The organism is Methylocapsa sp. S129 (assembly GCF_009765995.1).
Taxonomy (GTDB): domain Bacteria; phylum Pseudomonadota; class Alphaproteobacteria; order Rhizobiales; family Beijerinckiaceae; genus Roseiarcus.
Window position 1 is genome coordinate 341112 of record NZ_LMUI01000048.1, and the last position, 22258, is coordinate 363369.

Sequence of the window (22258 nt, forward strand, 5' to 3'; positions counted from 1 at the left end):
GTGTCAGAAGTGTTGCTTAAGGTTCAGAACCTCTGCAAAAGCTTTTTCAACGTCCGGGTCCTGCGCGACGTAGGGTTCGAGTTGCGGCGCGGCGCAGTACTCGGCCTCGTCGGCGAGAACGGTTCGGGTAAGTCGACCACAATGAACATCATCGGGGGCGTCCTTGCGAAGGACGAGGGTCTCATCGAACTCGACGGCAGATCCATCGCACCTACGAATTCGCGCGATGCGCAGGCCCTCGGCATCGCCTTTATTCATCAGGAGCTGAGCCTCTTTCCAAATCTCAGTGTTGAAGAAAACCTTTTTCTTGACCATTTTCCGCGCCTGACGTCGGCGCTACCCTTCATCGACCGACGCAAACTGCGCGAACTCGCTCGAAAGGCGCTTGAGCTTGTCGACCTTAAGGTAGCTCCGCAGACGCCAGTGCTGCGACTGCCCCCGGGCGAACGTCAACTCGTCGAGATCGCGAAGGCGCTCAGCCGACAGGCGCGCCTCATCATTTTTGACGAGCCGACGACTTCGCTCACCGCGCGAGAGGCTGAGCGGCTGTTTGAAATCATTCGCCGTTTACGCGCGCAGGGCATCTCAGTCATCTATATCAGCCACATCCTCGGCGATGTGATGCGGCTTTGCGACGACATCGTCGTGCTGCGCGATGGACAAGTCGTGGCCTCCGAGCCGCGTGTCAACTTCACGATCGAGCGTCTCGTCACGCTAATGGTGGGGCGCACGATCGACCAGCTATTCCCCGAGCGGGCGCCGGTCTCTGGCCCGCGCCGAGCAGCGCTGACGGTACGAGGGGTCTCCCAGCCTGGAGTGGTGAAGGATATCTCGTTCGACCTCAACCTCGGCGAGGTGCTTGGGGTCTCTGGCCTCATGGGCTCTGGCCGTTCGGAACTGGCGCGCATCCTGTTCGGTCTCGATCCCTACTCCGATGGAGAGATCTGTGTCGGAGATACGAGGCTTGTTCCGCTTTCGCCGCGATCGGCGATGGACCGCGGGATGGCCTTCCTCACGGAGAATCGCCGCGGTGAAGGCCTCATGATGGAGGCTTCTATCGCAGACAACATCGTGCTGCCCTCCCTCATTGAACAGTCGCACGGCTTTGCCCATTTTCTGAGGCCCGCTCAGCTCAGCGGGGTTGCGCGCGGCGTCGCGGCGCGCGTTCAGGTCAACGCCAAGACGATTGACCGGACCGCGGTCCGGATGTTGTCGGGCGGCAATCAGCAGAAGGTCGTCATCGGCAAATGGCTATTGCGGGCGCCGTCGATATTTATTCTCGATGAGCCGACCCGGGGCATCGATGTCGGCGCCAAATACGAGGTGTACAAGATCATCAACGAAATGGTCGAGGGGGGAGCGGCGATTCTCCTCATCTCCTCGGAGATCGAAGAGCTTATCGGCATGGCGGATCGGATCATGGTGATGGGACGAGGGGAAGTTCGCAGTTTCTGCGAGCGCGCCAATTTCGACCGCGAGACATTGTTGAGTGCGGCTTTATGGGATTAAGGATATAGCCTTGAACCGCCTGAACACGCACACACTTTACGCCCTCGCGTTGCGGCTTGCGCCGCTGAGCCTGTTCGCAGCGCTGTTCATCGCCTTCGGTCTGCTTTCGGACCGGTTTCTATCGCTCGCTAATTTCCGCAACATTCTCACACAGTCCGCGCATGTCGCGGTGATGGCCATTGGCATGACCTTCGTGCTGCTTGTGCGTGGCGTCGATCTCTCTGTCGGCTCGGTTATGTATCTCGTGGCGGTGGTTATGGGCCTCTACCTGACCGGGCTGCCGCTAGTCCTTCAAATTCCGATTATCTTGATGATTGGCGCAATCTTTGGCGCCGTCAACGCTTGGTTTGTTACGCGTTTGCGGATTGCCGCGTTCATCGTCACTCTGGCGACATTATTTATCGGCCGTGGCCTCGCACTCTATTTCTCGGAGACCAAGATGGTGTTCCAGAGCGACGCAGTGCAGACGCTGGGGCGTTCATCGTTCATGGGCGTTCCCTGGGCGATCTGGATCGCGGCGGTCGTCGCTGCGGCAGCGTGGGTTACGCTCACACAGACACCCTACGGGCGGCAACTCTATGCCGTCGGCGCCGACCTGGAATCGGCCGCTAAGGCGGGCATCCGGGTTAAGCCGATCGTGTTCTCGGTGTTCTGCATATGCGGCGCCTGCGCGGCCGTCGGCGCGCTGATTTCAGCCTCTGAGGTCGGAGCGGCGGCCGCGACGTTTGGCTACCAGATGGAGTTTCCTGTCATAGCGGCAGCCGTATTGGGGGGGACGAGCTTATTCGGAGGCCGCGGTGGTGTGTTTGGCAGCATTTTTGGAGCCGCACTGGTGCAGACGACCGAGAATGGCCTCGTCATGCTCAACGCCAACCCCTATCTATATCCGCTCGTCAACAGCCTCATAATCTTCGTGGCCGCCTTCGTCGACGGTCGCCGGCGCGTGCTGACCGAGCGTCTCGAGCAGCGCAAGATCCGCACCGAAGCGTGAAGCCCAACTCAAAGAGTTATGCTGCAAAGATCCGGAGTCGGGCGCATTTCGCGGTCGCGTAGCATTCGGTGAGGCTGACTTGCATGTTGAGCGTGGACGAACTTTTCAAAGGTCGCCATTCGACCGGGAGATTACCGTCCTCTGCGTGCGCTATTGTCTGCGCCACAAATTTAGTCTTCGTGATCTCGTGGAGATGATGACCGAACGCGGGTTCTGTTTGCCGAACTCCCAATGTTTGCACCACAGCCGAAAAACTATGCTAGCGTCGCCGGAGCGCGCGGAGGGACGATGAAAAGGATATTGACGGTAGCGGGAACGGTCGCTTTTTTCGCGCTCGCGGGTTGCGCCGGCCAGGCGCCGGAAGTCGATCAACTCGCCCAAAGCAAGATGATCGGGCTTTCCAAACACAGGATCCTCGCCTGCCTGGGCGTCCCGGCCAAACGCGCGCGGATCGGCTCGACGGATATCTGGACCTATCCGATCGGCGATGCGCATGTCGAAAGCCCCTTGCTGGCGCCGGCGTTCGATATGGCTCCTTCCACGAGCGCCGCTAGTCCCACCTGCAACGTCAATGTCGTGATGACCAATGGCGCGGTGACCCAGGTCGTCTATCACAATGCCGATGGCGGCCCGCTGCCTCTGGGACGCCAATGCCTCTTCGCGGTCCAGAATTGTATGGAGCCGACCCAAGGCGTCGTGGTGCGCGCGACCTATTAATGAGAGGCCGCTCCTCACCCGATATAGCGCCGGTGATAGCGCCGTCCCAGGCTTGTCAGCAGGTGATAGCCAATCGTCCCCGAGCGCGCGGCGAATTCGTCGACGCCGATCGTTGCGCCTAGCAATTGCGCGCTGGCGCCAGGATGCGCCGCGTCCTCGGGAAGGTCTGTGACGTCGGCGATGCACAGATCCATCGACATGCGGCCGACGAGCGGACAGCGGCGCCCCGCGATGACGACATCGGCGCCGGCGCGGCCTTGGGCCGCCCCCGCGCCGCGCGGCAGGCCGTCGGCATAGCCGGCGAGCAGCGTGGCGAGGCGCGTGCGCCGCGGCGCGGTCCATTGCTGGTTATAGCCGACGCTTTCGCCGGCCTCGATCCAGCGCGTCTGCTGGATCGCGATGTCGAGCGCAACGACTGGCTTCATCGGATTGGGCGCGCCGGGCGTCGGGTTGCCGCCATAAAGCGCATAGCCGGGGCGGATCAGATCGAAAATCGGACGCTGCGCCAGGAATATGCCTGACGAATTGGCGAGGCCGGCGGGAATGCCGCGAAACAAAGCGCGCGCCTCGTCGAAGCGCGCGATCTGGACGGCGTTGAGAGGATTGTCCGGCTCCTCGGACGAAACGAAATGACTCATCAGCAGCTTGACGCCAAGCGCCTCATGGCCGTGGCGCGCCAGCATGCGGACGAGCGCATCCAGGGAGCCAACGCCGAGCCGGTTCATGCCGGTGTCGATATGGATCGCGCAGGGCGGGGGGCTTGGCTGGCGCGTCGCGAAAGCCGCCCAGCGCGCCAGCTCTTCCTCGCTGCCGATGACCGGCATGAGATCATGCGCGCGATAATCGGCCTGCGGATCGGCGCCGGCCTGCAGGCCGTTGAGCACGTAGATTTGCGCCTGCGGTCCCGGCGCCAGCGCCGCCCGGACCCGCGCGCCCTCGCTCAGTTGCGCGACAAAAAAATGGCGACAGCCGGCCGCGTGCAGGGCCGGCGCGGCCGCCTCTATGCCGATTCCATAGGCGTCGGCCTTGACGACCGCCGCGCACTCGCCCGGCGCCGCGCGGCGCGCCAGCGCGCGCCAATTGTCGGCGAGCGCCCCCAGGTCGATGGTGAGGACCCCGGAGGATTGGGATAGCGAAGGAAGCGGTGGTGTTTGCATTGTGGACAGGCCTCAAGAGAAGCGCGCCCCTTCCCCCCTTGTGGGGGAAGGTGGCCCGACGAAGTCGGGTCGGATAAGGGCGCGCGCGCCATGTGCCCAACGTTCGCTGATCCGGCGCTGCGACGCAGGCGACGCCTTATCCTGCGTCACCCCCTCATCCGTCACGCTTCGCGTGACACCTTGTAACATCAACCTCTGCTTCTCCCACAAGGGGAGAAGGAAAAGCTAATGCCGCTTGGCCTGCGCGTTTTCCGGCGCCCAAAACTCAGCCGCGCGCGAGCCTTTGCGCGCTCGCCAGCCACTGCCGCTGGTTCTTGCGCACATGCGCCGGGGCGCGGCCGAGTCCGCGCACGACATCTTGGGCGACCGCTTTCGCCTCCGCCTCGCGGCCGAGCTTTTGCAGCAATTGCGCCTGCCGGACGCGCGGCTCCACCCCGGGAAAATACTGACCGACATTGACGAAATTGGCGAGCGCCTCGTCGTCGCGTCCGCTCGCCTCCAGGGCGATGGCGTAGAGGAGGTGGCCGTCGGGAGAACGAAAGTCGGGCCAGCGCCGCTTCAATTCGTCGAGCGTCGCGACCGACGCCTCGGACTGTCCCAGACCGAATTGCGCGCGCGCCTTGCCAAGGAAGAATTGCGGCTCTTCGCCGAGGGGCTGCGCGACGATCGCATCGTAGTGAAACAGCGCCTCCTCGAATTTGCCAAGCGCCACGCACTCCTCGGCCAGCGCGGCGCGATTGGCGATCGTGTCGACCAGCGCCAGTTCGTCGGTGAGTTCGCGATAGCGGCGTCCCGGGCTGACGGCGCGTGCGACGCTCTGGCGCGCGATCTGCCCTTTGTAGGAGCCCAGCCATTCGGGCGCGAGTTCGACGACGATGTAGATCGCCGCGCCGATGCCCGGCAAGAACAGGATGATATAGCCCCAGGGCGAAAACCGCCCTGTTTTGGCGGCGTGAACGACCAAAGCGATGTCGAGGATGAAAATGAGGGTCGCTATCGGCACGAGTAGGGCTCCGGCTTCAGAAATTTCGTGGGAAGAGGCCGACGCCGCCCCGCGATGTTGAAAGAACTTTACGGTCCTCATTCGCAAGGCCCGCAGCCTGACGGCAACTTACAAAACCAACGCTATCTATGCAACCCTAGGGTGCATGAAAATCAGGATTGACTCTAAAATGTCTTCATAGCGGCGGTCTCTCGGATTTCCTGAAAATCCGCGCCACACGCTGGAGTTGTAGAGATTTCATCGTCTCGTGCGTCCAGCGCGAGCGCCGGCTCAGGGCCGACGCATCCCCCCTTGAGCCACGCCAGTTTCTTTCTGAGATAGGCGGCCATCGCGGCGATTTGCGCGGCTTTTTTGTCGAGATCGTGAAGGCGTTCCTGCAAAATCGCGATGAGACGCTCCGCGCTCCCGCCGCCGTTTTGAAATTCCGCGCCGATCGCTGCGATTTCGCGAAGCGTGAAGCCCAGCGATTGGGCGAGGCGGATGAGGCGCGCCGCCTCGACATGCTGCTGCGTGAATATCTGATAGCGGGCTGAGCCGCCTTTCTCGCCGCGGACCGGATCAAGCAGCCCCCGGCGGATGTAAAAGCGCACGGTGTCGGGGGGCAGTCCGGTTTCGCGGGCAAATTGGGAGATCAGCATGGGAACGGCGCCTTGACCATGGAGTTGAGTCAAGGGTTATACAGGGCGTCCCTCAAATATCGGAAGCAAAATCCATGGCTAAATCGGTACTGGTGACCGGCGCCTCCTCGGGCATAGGCGAAGCGATCGCGCGCCAGCTTCTGGCCGACGGCTACACCGTCTATGCGGGCGCTCGCCGCATGGAGCGTATGGCGCCGCTTGCCCAGGCCGGCGCGAGGCTGCTGGCGCTCGACGTCACGGACGAAGCCTCGATGTCGGGGGCGATCCAGGCCATCGCCGCCGAAGCGGGGAGTCTAGATGTCCTCATCAACAATGCCGGCTATGGCTCCTATGGTTCGCTGGAAGAAGTGCCGCTGGAGGAAGGGCGTCGGCAATTCGAGGTGAACGTGTTCGGCCTCGCGCGCCTCACCCAGCTCGCCTTGCCGATCATGCGCCGACAGCAAGCGGGCAAGATCGTCAATGTCACCTCGATCGGCGGCAAGATGCACGAGCCGTTCGGCGCCTGGTACCACGCCACCAAATTCGCTGTCGAAGGCATGAGCGATTGCTTGCGCATGGAGGTCGCGCCGTTCGGCATTGACGTGATCGTCATCGAGCCCGGCGCGATCAAGACCGAATGGACCATGATCGCGCACGACAATTTGCTGAAATACTCCGGCCAGGGCCCCTATGCGCCGGGCGCCCAGGCGCATGCGCGAATGCTGGCGAGCGCGGATGGCGGCGGAAGCGGTCCACAGCCCTCGCCGCCCGAAGTGGTGGCGAAGACGGTTTCGCGTGCGCTGGCGGCCGCGCGTCCCCGCACGCGCTACGCCACAGGCGCGGGCGCCAAGCCGATCCTGTTCATGCGCTGGTTATTATCCGATCGCATGTTCGATGGGTTGATGCGCTTCGTCGAGAGACGGCTGGGCAAAGCGTCCGCTTGAAGCGATCGTCGCCGCTGCACCCCGCTAATAATGCGCGGGCAGCGCATCCTCTTTGGCCAGATTGCCGAAGCGGGTCAGTTCGGCCTCGAATTGCAGCTCGACTGTGCCGGTCGGTCCGTGGCGCTGTTTGCCAAGAATCACTTCGGCGCGCCCATGCGTGCGCTCCATCTCGCCCATCCACGCGATATGCTCGGGAGTGCCCGCGCGCGGCTCCTTGTTCTTGAGGTAATATTCCTCGCGAAACACGAACATCACGACGTCGGCGTCCTGTTCGATCGAGCCGGATTCTCTGAGGTCGGAGAGTTGCGGGCGCTTGTCGTCGCGCTGCTCGACCTGGCGCGAAAGCTGCGAAAGCGCGAGCACCGGCACGTTCAGTTCCTTGGCCAGCGATTTGAGGCCCATCGTGATCTCGGTCAATTCCTGCACGCGATTGTCGCCCTTGGTCTTGGAGCCGGACAGAAGCTGCAGATAATCGACGACCAGCAGGTCGAGGCCGCGCTGGCGCTTCAGCCGCCGCGCGCGGGCCGTGAGCTGCGCGATCGATATGCCGCCGGTCTGGTCGATATAGAAGGGGATCGACTGCATGTCGCGCACCGCCTCGGCGACGCGGTGGAAATCCTGTTCGGAAATATCGCCGCGCCGGATCTTGTAGGAAGGCACGCCCGATTGCTCGGCGATGATGCGGGTCGCCAATTGCTCCGACGACATTTCGAGCGAGAAGAAGCCGACAATGCCGCCGTTGATCGTTTCGTTCGTCCCGTCGGCGCGCAATTGCGATTGATGCGCCTTGGCGATGTTGAACGCGATATTGGTGGCGAGCGCGGTCTTGCCCATGCCGGGGCGTCCCGCCAGGATCACCAGATCGGACGCCTGCAAGCCGCCCATATAGCGATCGAGGTCGACGAGGCCGGTGGCGACGCCGCTGAGGTTTCCGTCGCGCTCATAGGCTTTGGCGGCCATGTCGACCGCGGTTTTCAGCGCATCGGAAAAGCGCTGGAAGCCGCCGTCGTAACGTCCGCTTTCGGCGATCTGGTAAAGGCGGCGCTCGGCTTCCTCGATTTGTTCGCGCGGGCTCGAATCGACCGGCGCGTCATAGGCGACATTGACCGTGTCCTCGCCGATCAGGATCAGCTCGCGCCGGATCGCCAGGTCGTAGATCGTGCGGCCGTAATCATTGGCGTTGATGACGGTGGTCGCCTCCGCCGCGAGGCGCGCCAGATATTGCGGCACGGTGGCGCCGCCGACGTCATGGTCGCCGAGGAAAGTCTTGAGCGTGATGGGCGAAGCGAGTTTACCCGCCCTGATCAGCGATCCGGCGATCTCGAAAATGCGGCGATGGATTTCCTCGATGAAATGATCGCTTTTCAGGAAGTCGGAGACGCGATCAAAGGCGTCGTTATTGACGAGGATCGCGCCCAGCAGCGCTTGCTCCGCCTCGATATTATGAGGCGGCGAGCGATAGGCGGGCTCTGCTGCATTGGAAACGGCTGCCAGCCGCCCCGCGAATTGTTCGACGGTCGCCATGATTCTGCTTGCTGTTGAAGGAAACGCGAACGCCTGACGCGACTCGTTTGGCGGCCATTCTACTCCCGAACCGCCAACGAGGGAGCCGTTTCTTGCACAGCCGCGCGCTGGACGCGAGGCCTAATCGGACGGCGCTTCGCTTGTCCCCATTATCCCAGCAGAAAAAAAATTTTGTGACGCCGGACGCGGCTGTCCGCTTGACTCTTTCGCCACAACGGAAAGGCGTCGACAACAAAAAAAGGCGGCCCGGAGGCCGCCTCGTTTCGCGCAAGCTTTCGCTTGGGTCAGTAGGAATAATACATGTCGAACTCGACGGGATGCGGCGCCATTTCGAAGCGCATCACTTCGCCCATCTTCAGCTCGATATAGCTGTCGATGAAGTCGTCGTTGAACACGTCGCCGGCCTTCAGGAAGGCGCGGTCCTTGTCGAGATTGGTCAAGGCTTCGCGCAGCGAGCCGCAGACGGTCGGAATCTTTTTCAATTCCTTGGGCGGCAGATCGTAGAGATCCTTGTCCATCGCGGCGCCCGGATCGATCTTGTTCTTGATGCCGTCGAGGCCCGCCATCAGCATCGCCGCGAAGGCGAGATAAGGATTGGCCATCGGATCGGGGAAGCGAACTTCGACGCGTTTGGCCTTCGGGTTGGACGTCCACGGAATGCGGCACGAAGCTGAACGGTTGCGCGCGGAATAGGCGAGCAATACGGGCGCTTCATAGCCGGGGACCAGACGCTTGTAAGAATTGGTCGACGGATTGGTGAAGCCGTTCAGCGCCTTGGCGTGCTTGATGATGCCGCCGATGTAATAGAGGCATTCCTGGCTGAGGTCTGCGTATTTGTTGCCGGCCATGATCGGCTTGCCGGCCTTCCAGATCGACTGGTGAACATGCATGCCCGAGCCATTGTCGCCGAACACGGGCTTGGGCATGAAGGTCGCGGTTTTGCCATAGCTCTGGGCGACCTGATGGATGCAGTATTTATATATCTGCATATGGTCGGCCATCGTCGTCAGCGTGCCGAACTTCAGGCCAAGCTCGTGCTGGGCGGAAGCCACTTCATGGTGATGCTTCTCGACGATCGCGCCCATCGAGGCCATCGCCGCGAGCATTTCGCCGCGCATATCCTGCGCCGAATCCTGCGGCGGCACCGGGAAATAGCCGCCCTTGGTGCGGATGCGATGGCCGTGATTGCCCCCTTCATAGGGCGTGTCCGAATTGCTCGGCAGTTCGATCGAGTCGATCGTAAAGCCCGTATTGTAGGGATCGGCTTTGAAGCGCACGTCGTCGAACACGAAAAATTCGGCTTCCGGTCCCACATAGACGGTGTCGCCGATGCCGGTCGACTTGAGATAGATTTCCGCCTTTTTGGCGATGCCGCGCGGATCGCGGCCATAGGGCTGGCCGCTGGCGGGATCGAGAATGTCGCAATTGATGACCATCGTCGACGCGGCGAAGAACGGGTCCATGCAGGCCGATGTCGGATCGGGCATCAGGGTCATGTCGGATTCGTTGATCGCCTTCCAGCCGGCGATCGAGGAACCGTCGAACATCAGGCCGTCGGCGAAGGCGTCTTCATCGATCAGCGTCTGGTCGAATGTGACGTGTTGCCATTTGCCGCGCGGGTCGGTGAAACGCAAATCGACATATTTGACTTCATTGTCCTTGATCGCCTTCAGGACGTCCTTGGCGGTCTTCATGTGTGCCTCTCTCGAAAATGATATTTCACTACCCGCCCGACGCCCGGAGCGTTGGGAAGCACGGAATTTTTCTAAAAGTCAGACCGCGTCGGCGCCGGTCTCGCCGGTGCGTATGCGGATCGCCTCTTCGATGTGCGATACAAATATCTTGCCATCGCCAATGCGCCCGGTCTGCGCCGCCTTCCGGATCGCTTCGACGGCGCCCGCCAGCGCCTCGTCGGCGACCACAACCTCGATTTTCACCTTAGGCAGAAAGTCGACGACATATTCGGCGCCGCGATAAAGCTCGGTATGGCCCTTCTGACGCCCGAAGCCCTTGGCTTCCGTGACGGTGATGCCTTGAATTCCCGCTTCCTGAAGCGCTTCCTTGACCTCGTCGAGCTTGAACGGCTTGATGATCGCCTCGATCTTTTTCATGAATCCGGTCTCTTCGCGCGTTGTGAGACAAGCCGCTGAGCGGCCCGTGGCGCGCAAAAAGCCACCGGGCCGCGACATCTGGCGTCAATAGCATCTCATTTAGGTCCACGCTACGCCCAAATGAGCCTGTGCGGACAGCGCGGAAACGCCGGTTTGGCGCTCTCCAGGCGCTGATATCGGCCTGAGCGATGGCGCCCAAAACTTAGGCGTTTGGCATGGAAATAGGCGCCGCGCGACGCCTGCGCTTAGACCGTCGGCCCGAATTCGCCGGAGGCAAAGATGCGCCATGAACTGAGCCCGGCCTTGGCGACCACGGTGCGGCCGGTTTTGGCGACGGCGACGAGATGGGCGAAGACTCTCGGGTTGCGCCAGGCCAGGGGGCGGCCCGGCGCGCAGACCGCGCGATATTCTTCGGTGTCGTCATCCTCCATCAGGATCGTGCCGATCCGGTCCGGCCGCATATTGGGCGGTAAGGTGCGCGTCGTCAGCCAAAGGCATTCGAAGTCGCGGCACACCTGCGGCCGGCTCGCATAGATCGTGCAACCGCCCGACAGGATGCAATTGGGGCAGGGCGGCCCGGCGGGCTTTTTCAGTTCGGGTATTTCGAGCGCGGTGCAACACATGACGCAAGAGCCGCAGGCCTTGCCGGGAATCGATGTCACGAGAAACCTCTTAGGGCGACGCCGGTCGAATCGATACGCCCGGCTAAACTACGCCTATCACTGTTTCGCCGACAGCGAGAACGCGACTTGTGCGTTGCGCGCTCCCGCGCGCTGTTGGACCGCGGCGTCCTCGTTCGCCGATCTTCGCGGCGCGATCGCCGGCGCAGGTTCGCCGGCGCGCCTGAGAATGAGAATAAGGACAGCGGCGATCGTGAGCGGCGCCAGTGGAAGCCCGGCATAGGCCGCGATCGATCTTGAAACGGCGGGCAAGATGAAAGCGACCGCGAGAATGGTTTTCTCGAAAGGGAGAAAGCCGGTACGCGAGGTGTCGCGAGCAATCCAGGCGAGAGGGATGGCGAGCAGGACCAAATCGTAATCGAGTAGAAAGGGGCTGGCCAGCAAGGCCGCGGCGACCATGGCCGGTCCTTCGGCGCCCGAGCGGAACGAGCGGCGCTGGAGATGGACAAGCGCGGCGCAAACGCCAAGCGCCGCGACGATTTGCAGGCCATAGGCCAGCGTCAATCCGCCATGCAGCAGGCGCACGCCGGCGAAGACGCTCTGCATCTTCTCGTCGCCGACCATGTTCTGTTCCAGCGCGATCCTGGCTTTAGGCGACGCGTCCAAAAACGCCCGCCATGTATCCGCCCCGAAGACGAAGAGCGAGGCGAGGCAAAAGCCGATCGCCGACGCGGCCGCAGCGAGCAAGGTGCGCCAGCGCCGCGCGGCCAGAAGCGCGACTGGGACGATGATCGCCAGATGCGGCTTATAGGCGAGGGCGCCCAGGCACAGACCCGCGGCGATCGGCCTTGTATTCAACATCAGCGCGCCGCCGCCGAACAGGGCGGCGCTCAGATAGGCGTTCTGGCCATGGCCGAGATTGCTGAGCATGGCCGGGAAGGCGAGGATCGGCAGCGCGCCAAACCGCGTCCCGAGCCATGCGCGCAAAACGCGATAGCAGGCAAAGCCCGTGAGTGCGAGCCACAGGAAGAGCGACCACAGATAGGGAAGCGTCGCCAACGGCAGGCAGATGAGCAGAAAGGTCGGCGGATAGAAGAAGGCGGCATAGCCGATATCCCGCCCAAATAGCGCATTCTGCGCGTTCTGATGGACCGCGATGTCGTAAACCTCGGCGGGATGTCCGCCAAGAGCGATCTGCGATGCGGTCCAGAAGCTGACGAAATCGGTCCCAAGCGGCTTACCCGACAAGTCGATTCCGTCATGCGAAAGCGCGATCCACAGTAAGGCCGCGCCGAGGGTGACCAAGAACAATATCCGGCAATAGGCGACTGCTCGCTCGCGCGACAGCCAATCCGCGTCGCGCAGCGCACTGACTGTTTTGCCGAAAATCGCGCTCATCCGACCCGCTCAGCGATGCGCATGCGAACACGAGCAACAGTGGCAAGAACTACCTCCGTCGGCGTTAACACGGAATAAATCGACGCTCGCCTCGATCGTGTCGAGTCTTTCGGCGAAGCGGGCTGCGCCTGCCGCCTCTATCTTGACAGCGTGCGCCAAGCATTGTCTGTGCGCCGACCACAAAGGGAGGGACGATGCAAACGGCTTTCGTATTTCCGGGGCAGGGGTCGCAGACGGTCGGCATGGGCAAGGCGCTCGCCGAGGCTTTCAGCGCGGCCAGGCAAGTGTTCGCCGAGGTCGATAGCGCGCTTGGGCAGAATCTCTCCGCATTGATGTTCGAGGGCCCCGAGGCGGAACTCACCCTGACCGCCAATGCGCAACCGGCGCTGATGGCGGTCAGTCTTGCCGCGACCCGCGTTCTTGAGGCCGAAGCCGGGCTCGATATTGCGCGCGACGCCCGCTTCGTCGCCGGTCATTCGCTCGGCGAATATTCGGCTCTGGCCGCCGCCGGCGCGCTGACCATCGACGACGCCGCGCGTCTGCTGCGCATCCGCGGCGACGCGATGCAGCGCGCCGTGCCGGTTGGCGTCGGCGCGATGGCGGCGATCATCGGCCTCGACTTTGCGCAAGTGTCGGCGATCGCGGCGCAGGCCGCCAGCGATCTCCGCGCGCAGGGCGCCATCTGCCAGGCCGCCAACGACAATGGCGGCGGCCAGGTGGTCATCTCGGGAACCAAGGCGGCGGTTGAGCGGGCGATGGAGCTCGCCAAGGCCGGCGGCGCCAAGCGAGCGCTGCCGCTGCCGGTTTCGGCGCCGTTCCATTGCGCTCTGATGCAGCCGGCCGCCGATGCGATGGCGGCGGCGCTGGAGGGAATTGAGATCAAGGCGCCCAAGGCGCCGCTGGTCGCCAATGTATCGGCGACCGCGCTTCAAGATCCCGCCGCCATCCGCGCCAGCCTCGTCGCGCAAGTGACCGGCGCCGTCCGCTGGCGTGAGAGCGTGCTTTATATTGCCGATCACGGCGTCGCCCATTTTATTGAAATTGGCTCCGGCAAAGTCTTGAGCGGTCTGATCCGGCGCATCGCCGAGGGCGCGACGAGCGTCAGCATTGGCGCGCCGGCTGATGTCGAAGCGTTCAAAACGGCCCGCGTCCCCTGATGGCGCGGCCGCGCTCCAGAGAGAAGGAATTCGTCATTGTTTGATTTGACAGGCAAGTTCGCGCTCGTCACCGGCGCCTCGGGCGGCCTCGGCGGGGCGATCGCGCGGGCGCTGCATAAACAAGGCGCGAGCGTCGGCCTGTCGGGCACGCGCCGTGAAGCCCTCGAGGCTCTGGCGGCCGAGCTCGGCGCTCGCGCCTTTGTATTGCCTTGCGACCTGTCGGACGCGTCCTCGGTCGAAGCGCTTGTTCCGGCCGCCGAAGCGGCGATGGGCGGCCTCGACATTCTCGTCAACAATGCCGGCGTGACGCGCGACAATCTGTTCATGCGCATGAAGGATGAGGAATGGGAGCAGGTGATCGCCGTCAATCTGACGGCGGCGTTTCGGCTGTCCCGCGCCTGCCTCAAGGGCATGATGCGCCGCCGGTACGGGCGCATCATCGCCATCACGTCGATCGTCGGCGTGACCGGCAATCCGGGCCAGGGCAATTACGCGGCCGCCAAGGCGGGCCTGATCGGCATGTCCAAAGCTTTGGCCGCGGAAGTCGCCAGCCGAAACATCACCGTCAATTGCATTGCGCCCGGTTTCATCGCGAGCCCGATGACAGACGCGCTGAACGAGAAGCAGCGTGAGAACATCCTCCGCGCCGTGCCGATGGGGCGGCTGGGCGTCGGGGCTGATATTGGCGCGGCGGCGGTCTATCTGGCGAGCGCGGAGGGCGGCTACATCACCGGGCAAACGCTGCACGTTAACGGTGGAATGGCAATGATTTAAATGAGTTGCGTGATGACAACGCCGTTTTTTCCCGGTCCTGCGCGGCCTCTCGCCTTGCCAGGAAAGATATGCTATCGACCCTTAAGGTCGCCAGGATGCGGCGGCTGTCGGCCATGCTTCAGACATACCGCGCGGCCTTGGCCGGGAAGCGGCTTGGCATGACCGGGGTTGCTCGCCATTGGGGGCGGGCCGGATCAGGCGCGCATCGCTCCGTCTAGGAGATGCATGCGTCGATTTTAGGTCTGGTTTGGGGTCAATCAAAGGCGGGCCTCCGGGCGCCGCCAGTGTGAGGACGGATAAAATGAGCGATGTCGCTGAGCGCGTAAAGAAGATCGTTGTCGAACATCTCGGCGTTGAGGCCGACAAGGTGGTCGATAACGCCAATTTCATTGACGACCTTGGCGCCGATTCGCTCGACACGGTTGAGCTTGTCATGGCTTTTGAGGAGGAGTTCGGCGTCGAAATCCCCGACGATCAGGCCGAGACGATCGTGACGGTCGGCGATGCGGTGAAATTTCTCGAAAAGGCTTCCGCCGCCAAATGACTTCGGATCGATCGATCCCCGCATGACGGAAGTTCGCGGGCGCCCGAACGGGTCGTGAACTCAAGCGATGCGGCGGGAATGGCGGGGCCGGCGTTAGTCCGGCCCTTGTCGCGCCAAGGCGCGCTTTGGCGGGAATGGCGAGGTCATTGATGAAGCGTGTGGTGGTCACCGGGCTTGGCATGGTTACGCCGCTCGCTTGCGGCGTCGAGGCGACGTGGCGGCGGCTGGTCGCCGGCCAATCGGGCGTGGCGAAAGTCGAGGGTTTCGACGTTTCGGACATTGCCTGCCAGATCGCGGCCCAGGCTCCGCGCGGCGACGCGCCAGACGCGTTCAGGCCTGACGAATGGATGGACCCCAAGGAACAGCGCAAGGTCGACGATTTCATCGTCTTTGCGATGTGCGCGGCCACGCAGGCGTTGCGCGACGCCAAATGGGCGCCGGCGACCTATGAGGAAGAAATCGAATCGGGCGTTCTTATCGGCTCCGGCATAGGCGGCCTTGGCGGCATTTACGAGGCTTCGGTTACGCTTCGCGAAAAAGGGCCGCGCCGGATTTCGCCTTTCTTCATCCCCGGCCGGTTGATCAATCTGGCGGGCGGCTATGTGTCGATCACGCATAAGCTGAAAGGCCCCAACCACGCGGTCGTCACCGCCTGTTCGACAGGCGCGCACGCCATTGGCGACGCGGCGCGGCTCATTGCGCTGGGGGATGCGAATGTGATGGTCGCGGGCGGCGCCGAATCGGCGGTCAATCGGCTGGCGATGGCCGGGTTCGCCGCCTGCCGTGCGCTTTCCACCAATTTTAACGACCAGCCCGAAAAGGCCTCGCGCCCCTATGACCGGGATCGCGACGGCTTTGTCATGGGCGAGGGGGCCGGTTGCGTCGTCCTTGAGGAACTGGAGCATGCAAAGGCGCGCGGCGCCCACATTTATGCCGAACTCGTCGGCTACGGACTTTCGGGCGATGCCTATCATATCACATCGCCATCGCCCGACGGCGACGGCGCCTACAGGGCGATGAGCGCGGCCCTCAAACGCGCCGATCTGTCGCCGTCCGACATTGACTATGTCAATGCGCACGGCACTTCGACGCAGCTCGGCGACGAGATAGAATTGCATGCGGTCGAACGGCTGATGGGCAATGCGGCGGGCGCTTTGACGATGTCGTCGACAAAATCGTCGATCGGTCATTTGCTGGGCGCCGCCGGCGCCGTCGAGGCTATTTTCTCGATCCTGGCGATGCGCGATCAAATCGCGCCGCCGACCCTCAACCTCGATCATCCCTCCGTCGAGACGGCGATTGATCTCGCGCCGCATGTCGCCAAGCCGCGCAAGATCGACATCGCGCTGTCGAATTCTTTCGGCTTTGGCGGCACCAATGCGTCGCTCATCTTCCGGCGCGCGCCAAGTGCCTGAGCGAAGGCCAGCGCCTGAGGAGCGACAAGTCCTTGAGGAAAGAATCGAGGCGCCCTATTTTGCCTCGACGCTGCTGATGTCTGACTTGCTGCGGCGGAGCGCCGTTTGCCTGCGCGGAGGCGGGCGTCAATGAATGATGGGCCGAATCAGGGCGGATCAGTTCCCGAGCAACCGCGCGTCAGTCTTTTTGGCCGGCGGCCGAAGCTGCGCTCGCCTTCGGAATCTCTGCAGCCGCAAGCGGCTCCCCCGCCACCCCCGCCTCCGGTGCGCAAAAAGCGCCGGGAAGGCCTTTCGCGGCTGAGCGGCCTTTTGTCCTTCATTCTGATCGTCGCGGTCCTCGCCATGGGCGGATTTGGCTTCGCGATGATTCAGGCGCGCAAGCCAGGCCCGCTGGCCGCCGACAAGGTCGTCGTGATCACGCGCGACGACGACGGTGGCTCCATTCCGGACCAATTGGAGCGCGCCGGCGTCATCGACAGCCCTCTATGGTTCAATCTCACGTTGCTGCTCGACGGCAGTCGCGGGAAACTCAAGCGAGGAGAATATCTGTTCAAGGAGCATGTGAGTTTGCGCGAGGCCGAGGAGGCGCTGATCTCGGGCAAGGTGCTTCTTCATAAAGTGACGGTCCCGGAGGGCCTGACCAGCGAGCAGGTGGTGCAGCGGCTGCGCGACAACGATGTGTTTGTCGGCGACATCAAGGAAATTCCGCGCGAGGGCTCGATTCTTCCCGAGACCTACGAGTTCCAGCGAGGCGTCACGCGCGCCAGCGTTCTCGCGAAAATGGAAAACGATCAAGCCAAGTTGGTCGATGAAATCTGGAAGAAGCGTGCGCCCGATCTGCCGATCAAATCGCCGGGCGAACTGGTGACGCTCGCCTCGATTGTCGAGAAGGAGACGGGCAAGGCGGACGAGCGCCCCCATGTCGCGGGCGTCTTCATCAACCGGCTGCAAAAGCGGATGAAGCTCGAATCCGATCCGACGATCGTCTATGGCCTGGTGGGCGGCAAGGGGACGCTGGGACACCCCATATCCAAGAGCGAACTCCAGCAGGCGACGCCCTACAACACCTATATTATCGAGGGCCTGCCGCCTGGTCCGATCGCCAATCCCGGCAAAGCCGCGATGGAGGCCGTCGCCAATCCCTCGCACACGTCGGATCTCTTTTTCGTCGCCGACGGCACGGGCGGACACGCTTTCGCCGATACGCTTGATCAGCACCAGAAAAATGTGGCCCGCTGGCGCCAGATCGAGAAAGACGCCAAGGACCGGCTCGCCCCGGACGCTGCGCCGCCGGCCCCCGCCGCGCCGCCCGCCAAGGTTCATGGCGCGCTCGATCCGGTCGATCCAAAGGCGTTTGGCGGATTGGCGCCCGTCGCGGCGACAAAGCCGCCGGCGGGCGATATAGCCAAGCGCCTCGCCAGGGTCGGCGCCGATCGCCAGACGCGCGAGGCCCTGCTCGGCCCCAGCGGTCCGCTATCGGCTGGCGCCAGCACCAGGAGCCTTGCCGATATCGGCGCTGTCGTACAAGGCGTGAACGATCAATCCGCCGTCGATGCGACGACCGCCGCCGCTGACGACGGCGCCGCGACGACGGGGCCGATCCAGAGCTATCCCATGTCGGCGGCGGCGCTCGCCGATCAGCAAAGCCGCGAGGCGCGTTATGGCGCCGCCCCAGGCGCTCTGTCGGACAGCGGCGCCAAGATGATGGCCAGCGCGGATGCGGCCGCCGCGCCGGCGCCGTCCGCCCATCCAGGCGCACGACCGCGCGCCTTCGACGCTTCCGAAGGCACGCCCCTCGATCCCTTGCTCAATACGACCTACGATCTGAATTTTCCGAAGGTCGTCCCCGTCATCAAATGATGCGCGCTGGCTGCGTCGTCAGTCGGCGGCGGCAAGCCTCATCGTCGAGATCGCCAACGCCACCGCGCAGGCGTTGGAGACATTGAGGCTCTTGATGGCGCCGGGCATGTCGAGGCGCGCCAGAATATCGCAATGCTCGCGCGTCAGGCGGCGCAATCCCTTGCCCTCCGCGCCGAGCACCAGCGCCATGGGCCGCGACAGGATCGCGGCCTCCAGCGTCTGCGGCCCCTCCGAATCGAGGCCGACGCGCAGATAGCCCATCTCGCCCATTTCGCTCAAAGCGCGCGCCAGATTGGTCACGCTGCAGATCGGCACATGTTCGAGGCCGCCCGAGGCCGATTTCGTCAAGGCGCCGGTGAATTCGGGCGAATGGCGCTCGGTGGTGACCAGCGCGTCAACCGCGAAGGCGGCGGCGCTGCGCAGGATCGCCCCGACATTATGCGGATCGGTGACCTGATCGAGCACGACGACGAGGCCATGCGCCGGCAAGTCTGACAGATCGATCGGCTCCAGCGGGCGCGCCTCCAAAAGCACGCCCTGATGAACCGCCTCGCGCGGCGCGCGCAGCGCAATCTCCTCATTGCTGAGGATGAGGGTTTCAAGACCGCGCGCCGCGATATCGGCGCTCAGGCGCTCGGCGGCCGCTTGCGTCGCATAGAGCCGGATGAGCTTGCGGCGCGGGGCGCGCAAGGCCGCGCTGACGCTGTGAAAGCCATAGATCTGCGCCACATCGCTCGGGCGCGGCGCGCGCCGGCCTGGGTCGGTCTCGCGTCTGGGCGCGCGCTCCTCTTGCGCCGGGCGCCGAGGCGCTCCGTCTTTGGCCGCGCCTCGGGGCGAGGAATCGCGGGCCGGACGCGCGGGCCCCGGGGAAACGCGTTCCCCCGCCCGGCGATTTTTCTTGCGCGTCAAAAGCGCCTCTCCTGTTTGGCGGGCGACAGGCTGTCTGTTCGCATGCGCCGCCTTGCCGCGCAACCGCCGCCGCCGCGGCGACGTGGGAAGCGGCGAGAATGCTTTTTAGGTTGACAGGGCGGGGCGCGGCGCAAGATAAGGCCACCTCGACTTGGCCCCGGCTCGCCGGGGCCTTTTCGTCCGCGGCGCGACGCCGATGGATCAGGGGGAGTGTCCCGAGTGGCAAAGGGGGCGGACTGTAAATCCGCTGGCTTAGCCTTCGTAGGTTCGAGTCCTACCTCCCCCACCATCCCGCTTCATATTAATGTGGAATGGCCTTTCCTCGTTCAGAGTCTCCAGAAAATTGGGCCGCTCCGAGGCCTTCCTGGTCGATCCGCGGCCTGACGGGCGGCTATGGATCGGGCGCGCGCGCCAGCCTATTCAGCTATGCGCGAAATCTACCAAAACCCTGGCGTTCCAGCCACCGGCCTGCAGGCGTGCGTCCTTGCTCCAGCCACAGAAGGATTGAGCGCATGTCTGCGCTCAGCGGCGATCTGCGCGACCTCATCGAACACGATCAGAAATCGGCGCGCCCGCTGCTGAGCGATCTTGTAGCGCGCCTGCCGAAATCGGCCGAGGCCCGGGTGCTCCTCGCCAATTCCTATCTGCGTAGTCTCGAAGCCGCGCCGGCGCTCGAGCATAGCGAGCCAGGCCTCGCCAATGTCCATGGCCATGTCACCAATACGGCGCTGCATCGCGGGCATCCCAGGCTCGAAGTGAGCAATGATCCCGCCCAGGAGAATTCCGGCAATGTGTGGAGCCTGCGCGCATTTCTCAAGCGGATGAAAGCGGATGGGCGCGACGTGGACCATGTCTGGAGCGAACTGCGCGCATTGGCCAAGGGCTTTTTGGCGATGGTGGCGGCCGACGGCCTTTTCAAGCGCCAGGCCAAGGCCGCGCCGCGCCGCGCATTCCCGCCCAAATTGTTCGGGCTCGACGTTCTCGTTGACGCCGACGGCAAGCCCTGGCTGATCGAAGCGCAGCGCAAGCCAGCGCTCGGCGGGTCGGCGCTCTTGCAACGCATCAACGGCCAGATGTTCCGCACGATATTCGAAATGAGCTGCGGCTATGCGCTGGACGATGCGATGCCGGCCGAGCGGATCGCGCTCTTGGCCAAGGACCGGGCGGCGCTGGCTGCGCGCGAGGCGGAACACGAGGCGGCGCGGCGCGGACTGTTCGAACCGCTGGGCTGAGGCGGCCGAAGCGCTGCGCCGGGAGCGGGGCGGCGGCGGATCTAGCTCATCGAGTTTAGTCCCGCGAATCGTGGGATATCAGGGCTTTGCAGGTCGGTTTAGTTTCGTGGCCTCTCGCTGTGGGCGCATGGCCGAAAACGGCGATTGGCCGTCCGGCGGTTGTCAAATGATGCACAAGATTGAACAGCGCATGTTCAAATCGATTGTTTCGAATATGCGGGTAAGGCGCCTATAGTCGGGAATAGTGAATCGGCAAACTGGGCGTCGAGTTGGGGCTCAAGCGCGCACGATTCGGTGGCGATGTGTTTGCAACTATCCAGGGCGGGGGCTCCATTAAGCGCGTTTCGAGCAGAACCAAGGCGCGGCGCTTCGTGAGTGCAGGGGAAGCGCAAGGCGTCGGGCTCGACCCCGCAATTTCTGAAATCGCTTGACCCGGCACTGGTCGGCGCCGCCGCGTCCAAGCTGTTTGCGGCGAGCATCGGCGATATCGTCGTCGTGCTGTCGCGCTCGCCTGGGCATAAGCATTATTCGCTCGCCGATATCGAATGGATGGTGCTGCCGGCGGCGGCTGGGCAGTTTTATGTGGCGGAGGCGGCGGATAAAGAACGCGGCTTTCGCGCACCCGTTGCCGTCGTCACCTGGGCGTTTGTGTCGGAAGAGGTGGATCAGCGGCTAGAAAGCCAAGTGGGGCGCGGGCAGCGCTTGCGACCCGACGAATGGACGAGCGGGGCGATTGGCTGGCTGATCGATGCGGCAGGGAGCCCGGCGGGTGTCAAAGTGGCGTTGCGATGGCTCAGCGAGGGGGCGTTCAAGGAGAGGGCACTGAGATTGGCCGTCCGGGACACGGGCGGGGCGGCGAGGGTTGGGACGCTAACCGAAATGCTGAAGCTTGGTACGGAAGCCGGGAGCACGATGACATGACTCAATGCCGACCGAATTCGTCGCGGGCGGTTAGGATCGCTTGCGGCTTGCCCCCCATGTTTTGCGATGATCGCTTTAGACGACAGTGAACGCGGGATGAAGCGCTTTGCCAAATTCGTCGTTATTTGCGCGTTAATTACCGTTAGCGGCTATGCCACAATTTCCATTGTCTATCCTACTTTTTATGTCCGTTACCAGCTTTCGTTTGATGTCGAGGTCGACGGAAACATGAAGACGAGTTCCGGGGTCGTGGAGATTGAATACCCAACCGGACCTGACATTTTTGCTCATACAGGAGGAGGTCGCGCTTTTCGCGGTTTCTTTCATGGTAACGCAATCACCATCGACCTTGGTGAGCGCGGGCTTATATTCGTGGTTAACATGCGGTCGTTGGCTTCCGTCTCCATGCCGGACGGTCGAGCAAGACTGCGCCGGATCGCTTCGACATCTCTAACAGACTTGCCGCTGGAGGCTCACGGATTCCCGTCAGATGGGCTGCCTTCTAGAATGGCAGATTTCGTTCGGCAGCTCTTACAGAGGACTGACTCTATCGAGGTTCCTGTCGAGAAGTTGCCGATGTTCGTGCGCTTTCGCGACGTCAATGACCAGAATTCGATCGAGGAAATTGACCCTAGCGACATCACCGACGCTTACGGCCAAGGAGTCCGCCTTGTTCGTGCAAGGCTGGAATTGACGAAAGACCCTATTTCGCCAATCCCGTCCATTTGGCCAAAATGGCTAGCCGACGCGAAAACGGCTGGATTTACGGTGAATATGGGTGCTGAAGAGAGGCATCCACTTGTGAATTTGACGCTTGATGGGTTCAAGGGAGAATGAAGTGCTAGATACCGCGAA

General features: G+C 63.1%; 21 protein-coding genes and 1 tRNA gene. 13 read left to right on the forward strand and 9 right to left on the reverse strand.

All coding sequences use genetic code 11. From position 1 onward, the window contains the following. The 3 genes from GSQ90_RS26785 (at position 1) to GSQ90_RS26795 (ending at position 3217) form a co-directional block, all read left to right on the forward strand. Positions 1-1509, forward strand: coding sequence for a sugar ABC transporter ATP-binding protein (locus GSQ90_RS26785; RefSeq protein ID WP_246731797.1), 1509 nt, complete (start codon positions 1-3; stop codon positions 1507-1509). Between the two features lie 10 nt (positions 1510-1519). After that, positions 1520-2500 (forward strand): ABC transporter permease, encoded by a 981-nt coding sequence (locus GSQ90_RS26790; protein WP_158817999.1) that lies wholly within the window; start codon positions 1520-1522, stop codon positions 2498-2500. Between the two features lie 288 nt (positions 2501-2788). Beyond that, positions 2789-3217 (forward strand): hypothetical protein, encoded by a 429-nt coding sequence (locus GSQ90_RS26795; protein WP_158818000.1) that lies wholly within the window; start codon positions 2789-2791, stop codon positions 3215-3217. A gap of 14 nt (positions 3218-3231) precedes the next feature. Here the strand turns inward: GSQ90_RS26795 and alr are convergent, their stop codons facing one another. From alr to GSQ90_RS26810, 3 genes are all read right to left on the reverse strand, one after another. Next, on the reverse strand, positions 3232-4374 hold the full coding sequence (alr, locus tag GSQ90_RS26800) for an alanine racemase (protein ID WP_158818001.1): 1143 nt from the start codon (positions 4372-4374) through the stop codon (positions 3232-3234). 265 nt (positions 4375-4639) lie between these two features. Beyond that, positions 4640-5377 (reverse strand): tetratricopeptide repeat protein, encoded by a 738-nt coding sequence (locus GSQ90_RS26805; RefSeq protein ID WP_158818002.1) that lies wholly within the window; start codon positions 5375-5377, stop codon positions 4640-4642. Positions 5378-5541: 164 nt separating this feature from the next. Continuing rightward, a complete protein-coding gene (locus GSQ90_RS26810) occupies positions 5542-6015 on the reverse strand; it encodes a MerR family transcriptional regulator (protein WP_158818003.1) in 474 nt (157 codons plus the stop codon). A gap of 74 nt (positions 6016-6089) precedes the next feature. Here GSQ90_RS26810 and GSQ90_RS26815 point away from each other — a divergent pair, with 74 nt between their 5' ends. After that, entirely contained in the window at positions 6090-6938 is an 849-nt protein-coding gene (locus GSQ90_RS26815; protein WP_158818004.1) for an oxidoreductase, read from the forward strand. A gap of 24 nt (positions 6939-6962) precedes the next feature. Here GSQ90_RS26815 and GSQ90_RS26820 read toward each other — a convergent pair whose 3' ends face one another. From GSQ90_RS26820 to GSQ90_RS26840, 5 genes are all read right to left on the reverse strand, one after another. Further along, entirely contained in the window at positions 6963-8462 is a 1500-nt protein-coding gene (locus tag GSQ90_RS26820; RefSeq protein ID WP_158818005.1) for a replicative DNA helicase, read from the reverse strand. A gap of 284 nt (positions 8463-8746) precedes the next feature. After that, positions 8747-10156 carry a type I glutamate--ammonia ligase gene (gene glnA, locus GSQ90_RS26825; protein ID WP_158818006.1) on the reverse strand — a complete coding sequence of 470 codons (1410 nt, stop codon included), beginning with the start codon at positions 10154-10156 and terminating at the stop codon, positions 8747-8749. A gap of 78 nt (positions 10157-10234) precedes the next feature. After that, on the reverse strand, positions 10235-10573 hold the full coding sequence (locus GSQ90_RS26830) for a P-II family nitrogen regulator (protein ID WP_158818007.1): 339 nt from the start codon (positions 10571-10573) through the stop codon (positions 10235-10237). Positions 10574-10818: 245 nt separating this feature from the next. After that, on the reverse strand, positions 10819-11235 hold the full coding sequence (locus GSQ90_RS26835; protein WP_158818008.1) for a hypothetical protein: 417 nt from the start codon (positions 11233-11235) through the stop codon (positions 10819-10821). A 57-nt stretch (positions 11236-11292) separates the two neighbouring features. After that, positions 11293-12591 (reverse strand): glycosyltransferase family 87 protein, encoded by a 1299-nt coding sequence (locus GSQ90_RS26840; protein ID WP_158818009.1) that lies wholly within the window; start codon positions 12589-12591, stop codon positions 11293-11295. 194 nt (positions 12592-12785) lie between these two features. Here GSQ90_RS26840 and fabD point away from each other — a divergent pair, with 194 nt between their 5' ends. The 5 genes from fabD (at position 12786) to mltG (ending at position 18341) form a co-directional block, all read left to right on the forward strand. After that, entirely contained in the window at positions 12786-13748 is a 963-nt protein-coding gene (gene fabD, locus GSQ90_RS26845; RefSeq protein WP_158818010.1) for an ACP S-malonyltransferase, read from the forward strand. A 36-nt stretch (positions 13749-13784) separates the two neighbouring features. Further along, a complete protein-coding gene (fabG, locus tag GSQ90_RS26850) occupies positions 13785-14522 on the forward strand; it encodes a 3-oxoacyl-[acyl-carrier-protein] reductase (protein ID WP_158818011.1) in 738 nt (245 codons plus the stop codon). A gap of 301 nt (positions 14523-14823) precedes the next feature. Then, complete coding sequence (locus GSQ90_RS26855) at positions 14824-15066, forward strand: acyl carrier protein (protein ID WP_158818012.1); 243 nt, start codon at positions 14824-14826, stop codon at positions 15064-15066. 149 nt (positions 15067-15215) lie between these two features. Beyond that, on the forward strand, positions 15216-16481 hold the full coding sequence (fabF, locus tag GSQ90_RS26860; RefSeq protein ID WP_158818013.1) for a beta-ketoacyl-ACP synthase II: 1266 nt from the start codon (positions 15216-15218) through the stop codon (positions 16479-16481). A 309-nt stretch (positions 16482-16790) separates the two neighbouring features. Then, the gene (gene mltG, locus GSQ90_RS26865) at positions 16791-18341 is read left to right on the forward strand and encodes an endolytic transglycosylase MltG (RefSeq protein ID WP_246731798.1); all 1551 of its coding nucleotides are present in this window, start codon (positions 16791-16793) and stop codon (positions 18339-18341) included. An 18-nt stretch (positions 18342-18359) separates the two neighbouring features. Here the strand turns inward: mltG and rlmB are convergent, their stop codons facing one another. Next, on the reverse strand, positions 18360-19070 hold the full coding sequence (gene rlmB / locus GSQ90_RS26870; protein ID WP_371418451.1) for a 23S rRNA (guanosine(2251)-2'-O)-methyltransferase RlmB: 711 nt from the start codon (positions 19068-19070) through the stop codon (positions 18360-18362). 384 nt (positions 19071-19454) lie between these two features. On the opposite strand from rlmB, the gene GSQ90_RS26875 reads away from it, so the two are divergent. From GSQ90_RS26875 to GSQ90_RS26890, 4 genes are all read left to right on the forward strand, one after another. Continuing rightward, positions 19455-19539 (forward strand) — tRNA-Tyr (locus GSQ90_RS26875). A 223-nt stretch (positions 19540-19762) separates the two neighbouring features. Further along, positions 19763-20482 carry a hypothetical protein gene (locus GSQ90_RS26880; RefSeq protein WP_158818016.1) on the forward strand — a complete coding sequence of 240 codons (720 nt, stop codon included), beginning with the start codon at positions 19763-19765 and terminating at the stop codon, positions 20480-20482. Between the two features lie 375 nt (positions 20483-20857). Continuing rightward, the gene (locus GSQ90_RS26885) at positions 20858-21403 is read left to right on the forward strand and encodes a toxin-activating lysine-acyltransferase (RefSeq protein WP_158818017.1); all 546 of its coding nucleotides are present in this window, start codon (positions 20858-20860) and stop codon (positions 21401-21403) included. Positions 21404-21499: 96 nt separating this feature from the next. Further along, positions 21500-22240 carry a hypothetical protein gene (locus GSQ90_RS26890; protein WP_158818018.1) on the forward strand — a complete coding sequence of 247 codons (741 nt, stop codon included), beginning with the start codon at positions 21500-21502 and terminating at the stop codon, positions 22238-22240. Positions 22241-22258: the final 18 nt, after the last annotated feature.

Excerpts from the sequence above, each read along its gene's own strand:
- GSQ90_RS26880 (WP_158818016.1), top strand. The coding sequence starts at position 19,763 with ATGTCTGCGCTCAGCGGCGATCTGCGCGACCTCATCGAACACGATCAG.
- fabD (WP_158818010.1), top strand. The coding sequence starts at position 12,786 with ATGCAAACGGCTTTCGTATTTCCGGGGCAGGGGTCGCAGACGGTCGGC.
- alr (WP_158818001.1), bottom strand. The coding sequence starts at position 4,374 with ATGCAAACACCACCGCTTCCTTCGCTATCCCAATCCTCCGGGGTCCTC.
- GSQ90_RS26840 (WP_158818009.1), bottom strand. The coding sequence starts at position 12,591 with ATGAGCGCGATTTTCGGCAAAACAGTCAGTGCGCTGCGCGACGCGGAT.
- GSQ90_RS26830 (WP_158818007.1), bottom strand. The coding sequence starts at position 10,573 with ATGAAAAAGATCGAGGCGATCATCAAGCCGTTCAAGCTCGACGAGGTC.
- GSQ90_RS26810 (WP_158818003.1), bottom strand. The coding sequence starts at position 6,015 with ATGCTGATCTCCCAATTTGCCCGCGAAACCGGACTGCCCCCCGACACC.
- glnA (WP_158818006.1), bottom strand. The coding sequence starts at position 10,156 with ATGAAGACCGCCAAGGACGTCCTGAAGGCGATCAAGGACAATGAAGTC.
- GSQ90_RS26855 (WP_158818012.1), top strand. The coding sequence starts at position 14,824 with ATGAGCGATGTCGCTGAGCGCGTAAAGAAGATCGTTGTCGAACATCTC.
- GSQ90_RS26795 (WP_158818000.1), top strand. The coding sequence starts at position 2,789 with ATGAAAAGGATATTGACGGTAGCGGGAACGGTCGCTTTTTTCGCGCTC.
- GSQ90_RS26820 (WP_158818005.1), bottom strand. The coding sequence starts at position 8,462 with ATGGCGACCGTCGAACAATTCGCGGGGCGGCTGGCAGCCGTTTCCAAT.
- fabF (WP_158818013.1), top strand. The coding sequence starts at position 15,216 with ATGAAGCGTGTGGTGGTCACCGGGCTTGGCATGGTTACGCCGCTCGCT.
- GSQ90_RS26890 (WP_158818018.1), top strand. The coding sequence starts at position 21,500 with ATGAAGCGCTTTGCCAAATTCGTCGTTATTTGCGCGTTAATTACCGTT.
- GSQ90_RS26815 (WP_158818004.1), top strand. The coding sequence starts at position 6,090 with ATGGCTAAATCGGTACTGGTGACCGGCGCCTCCTCGGGCATAGGCGAA.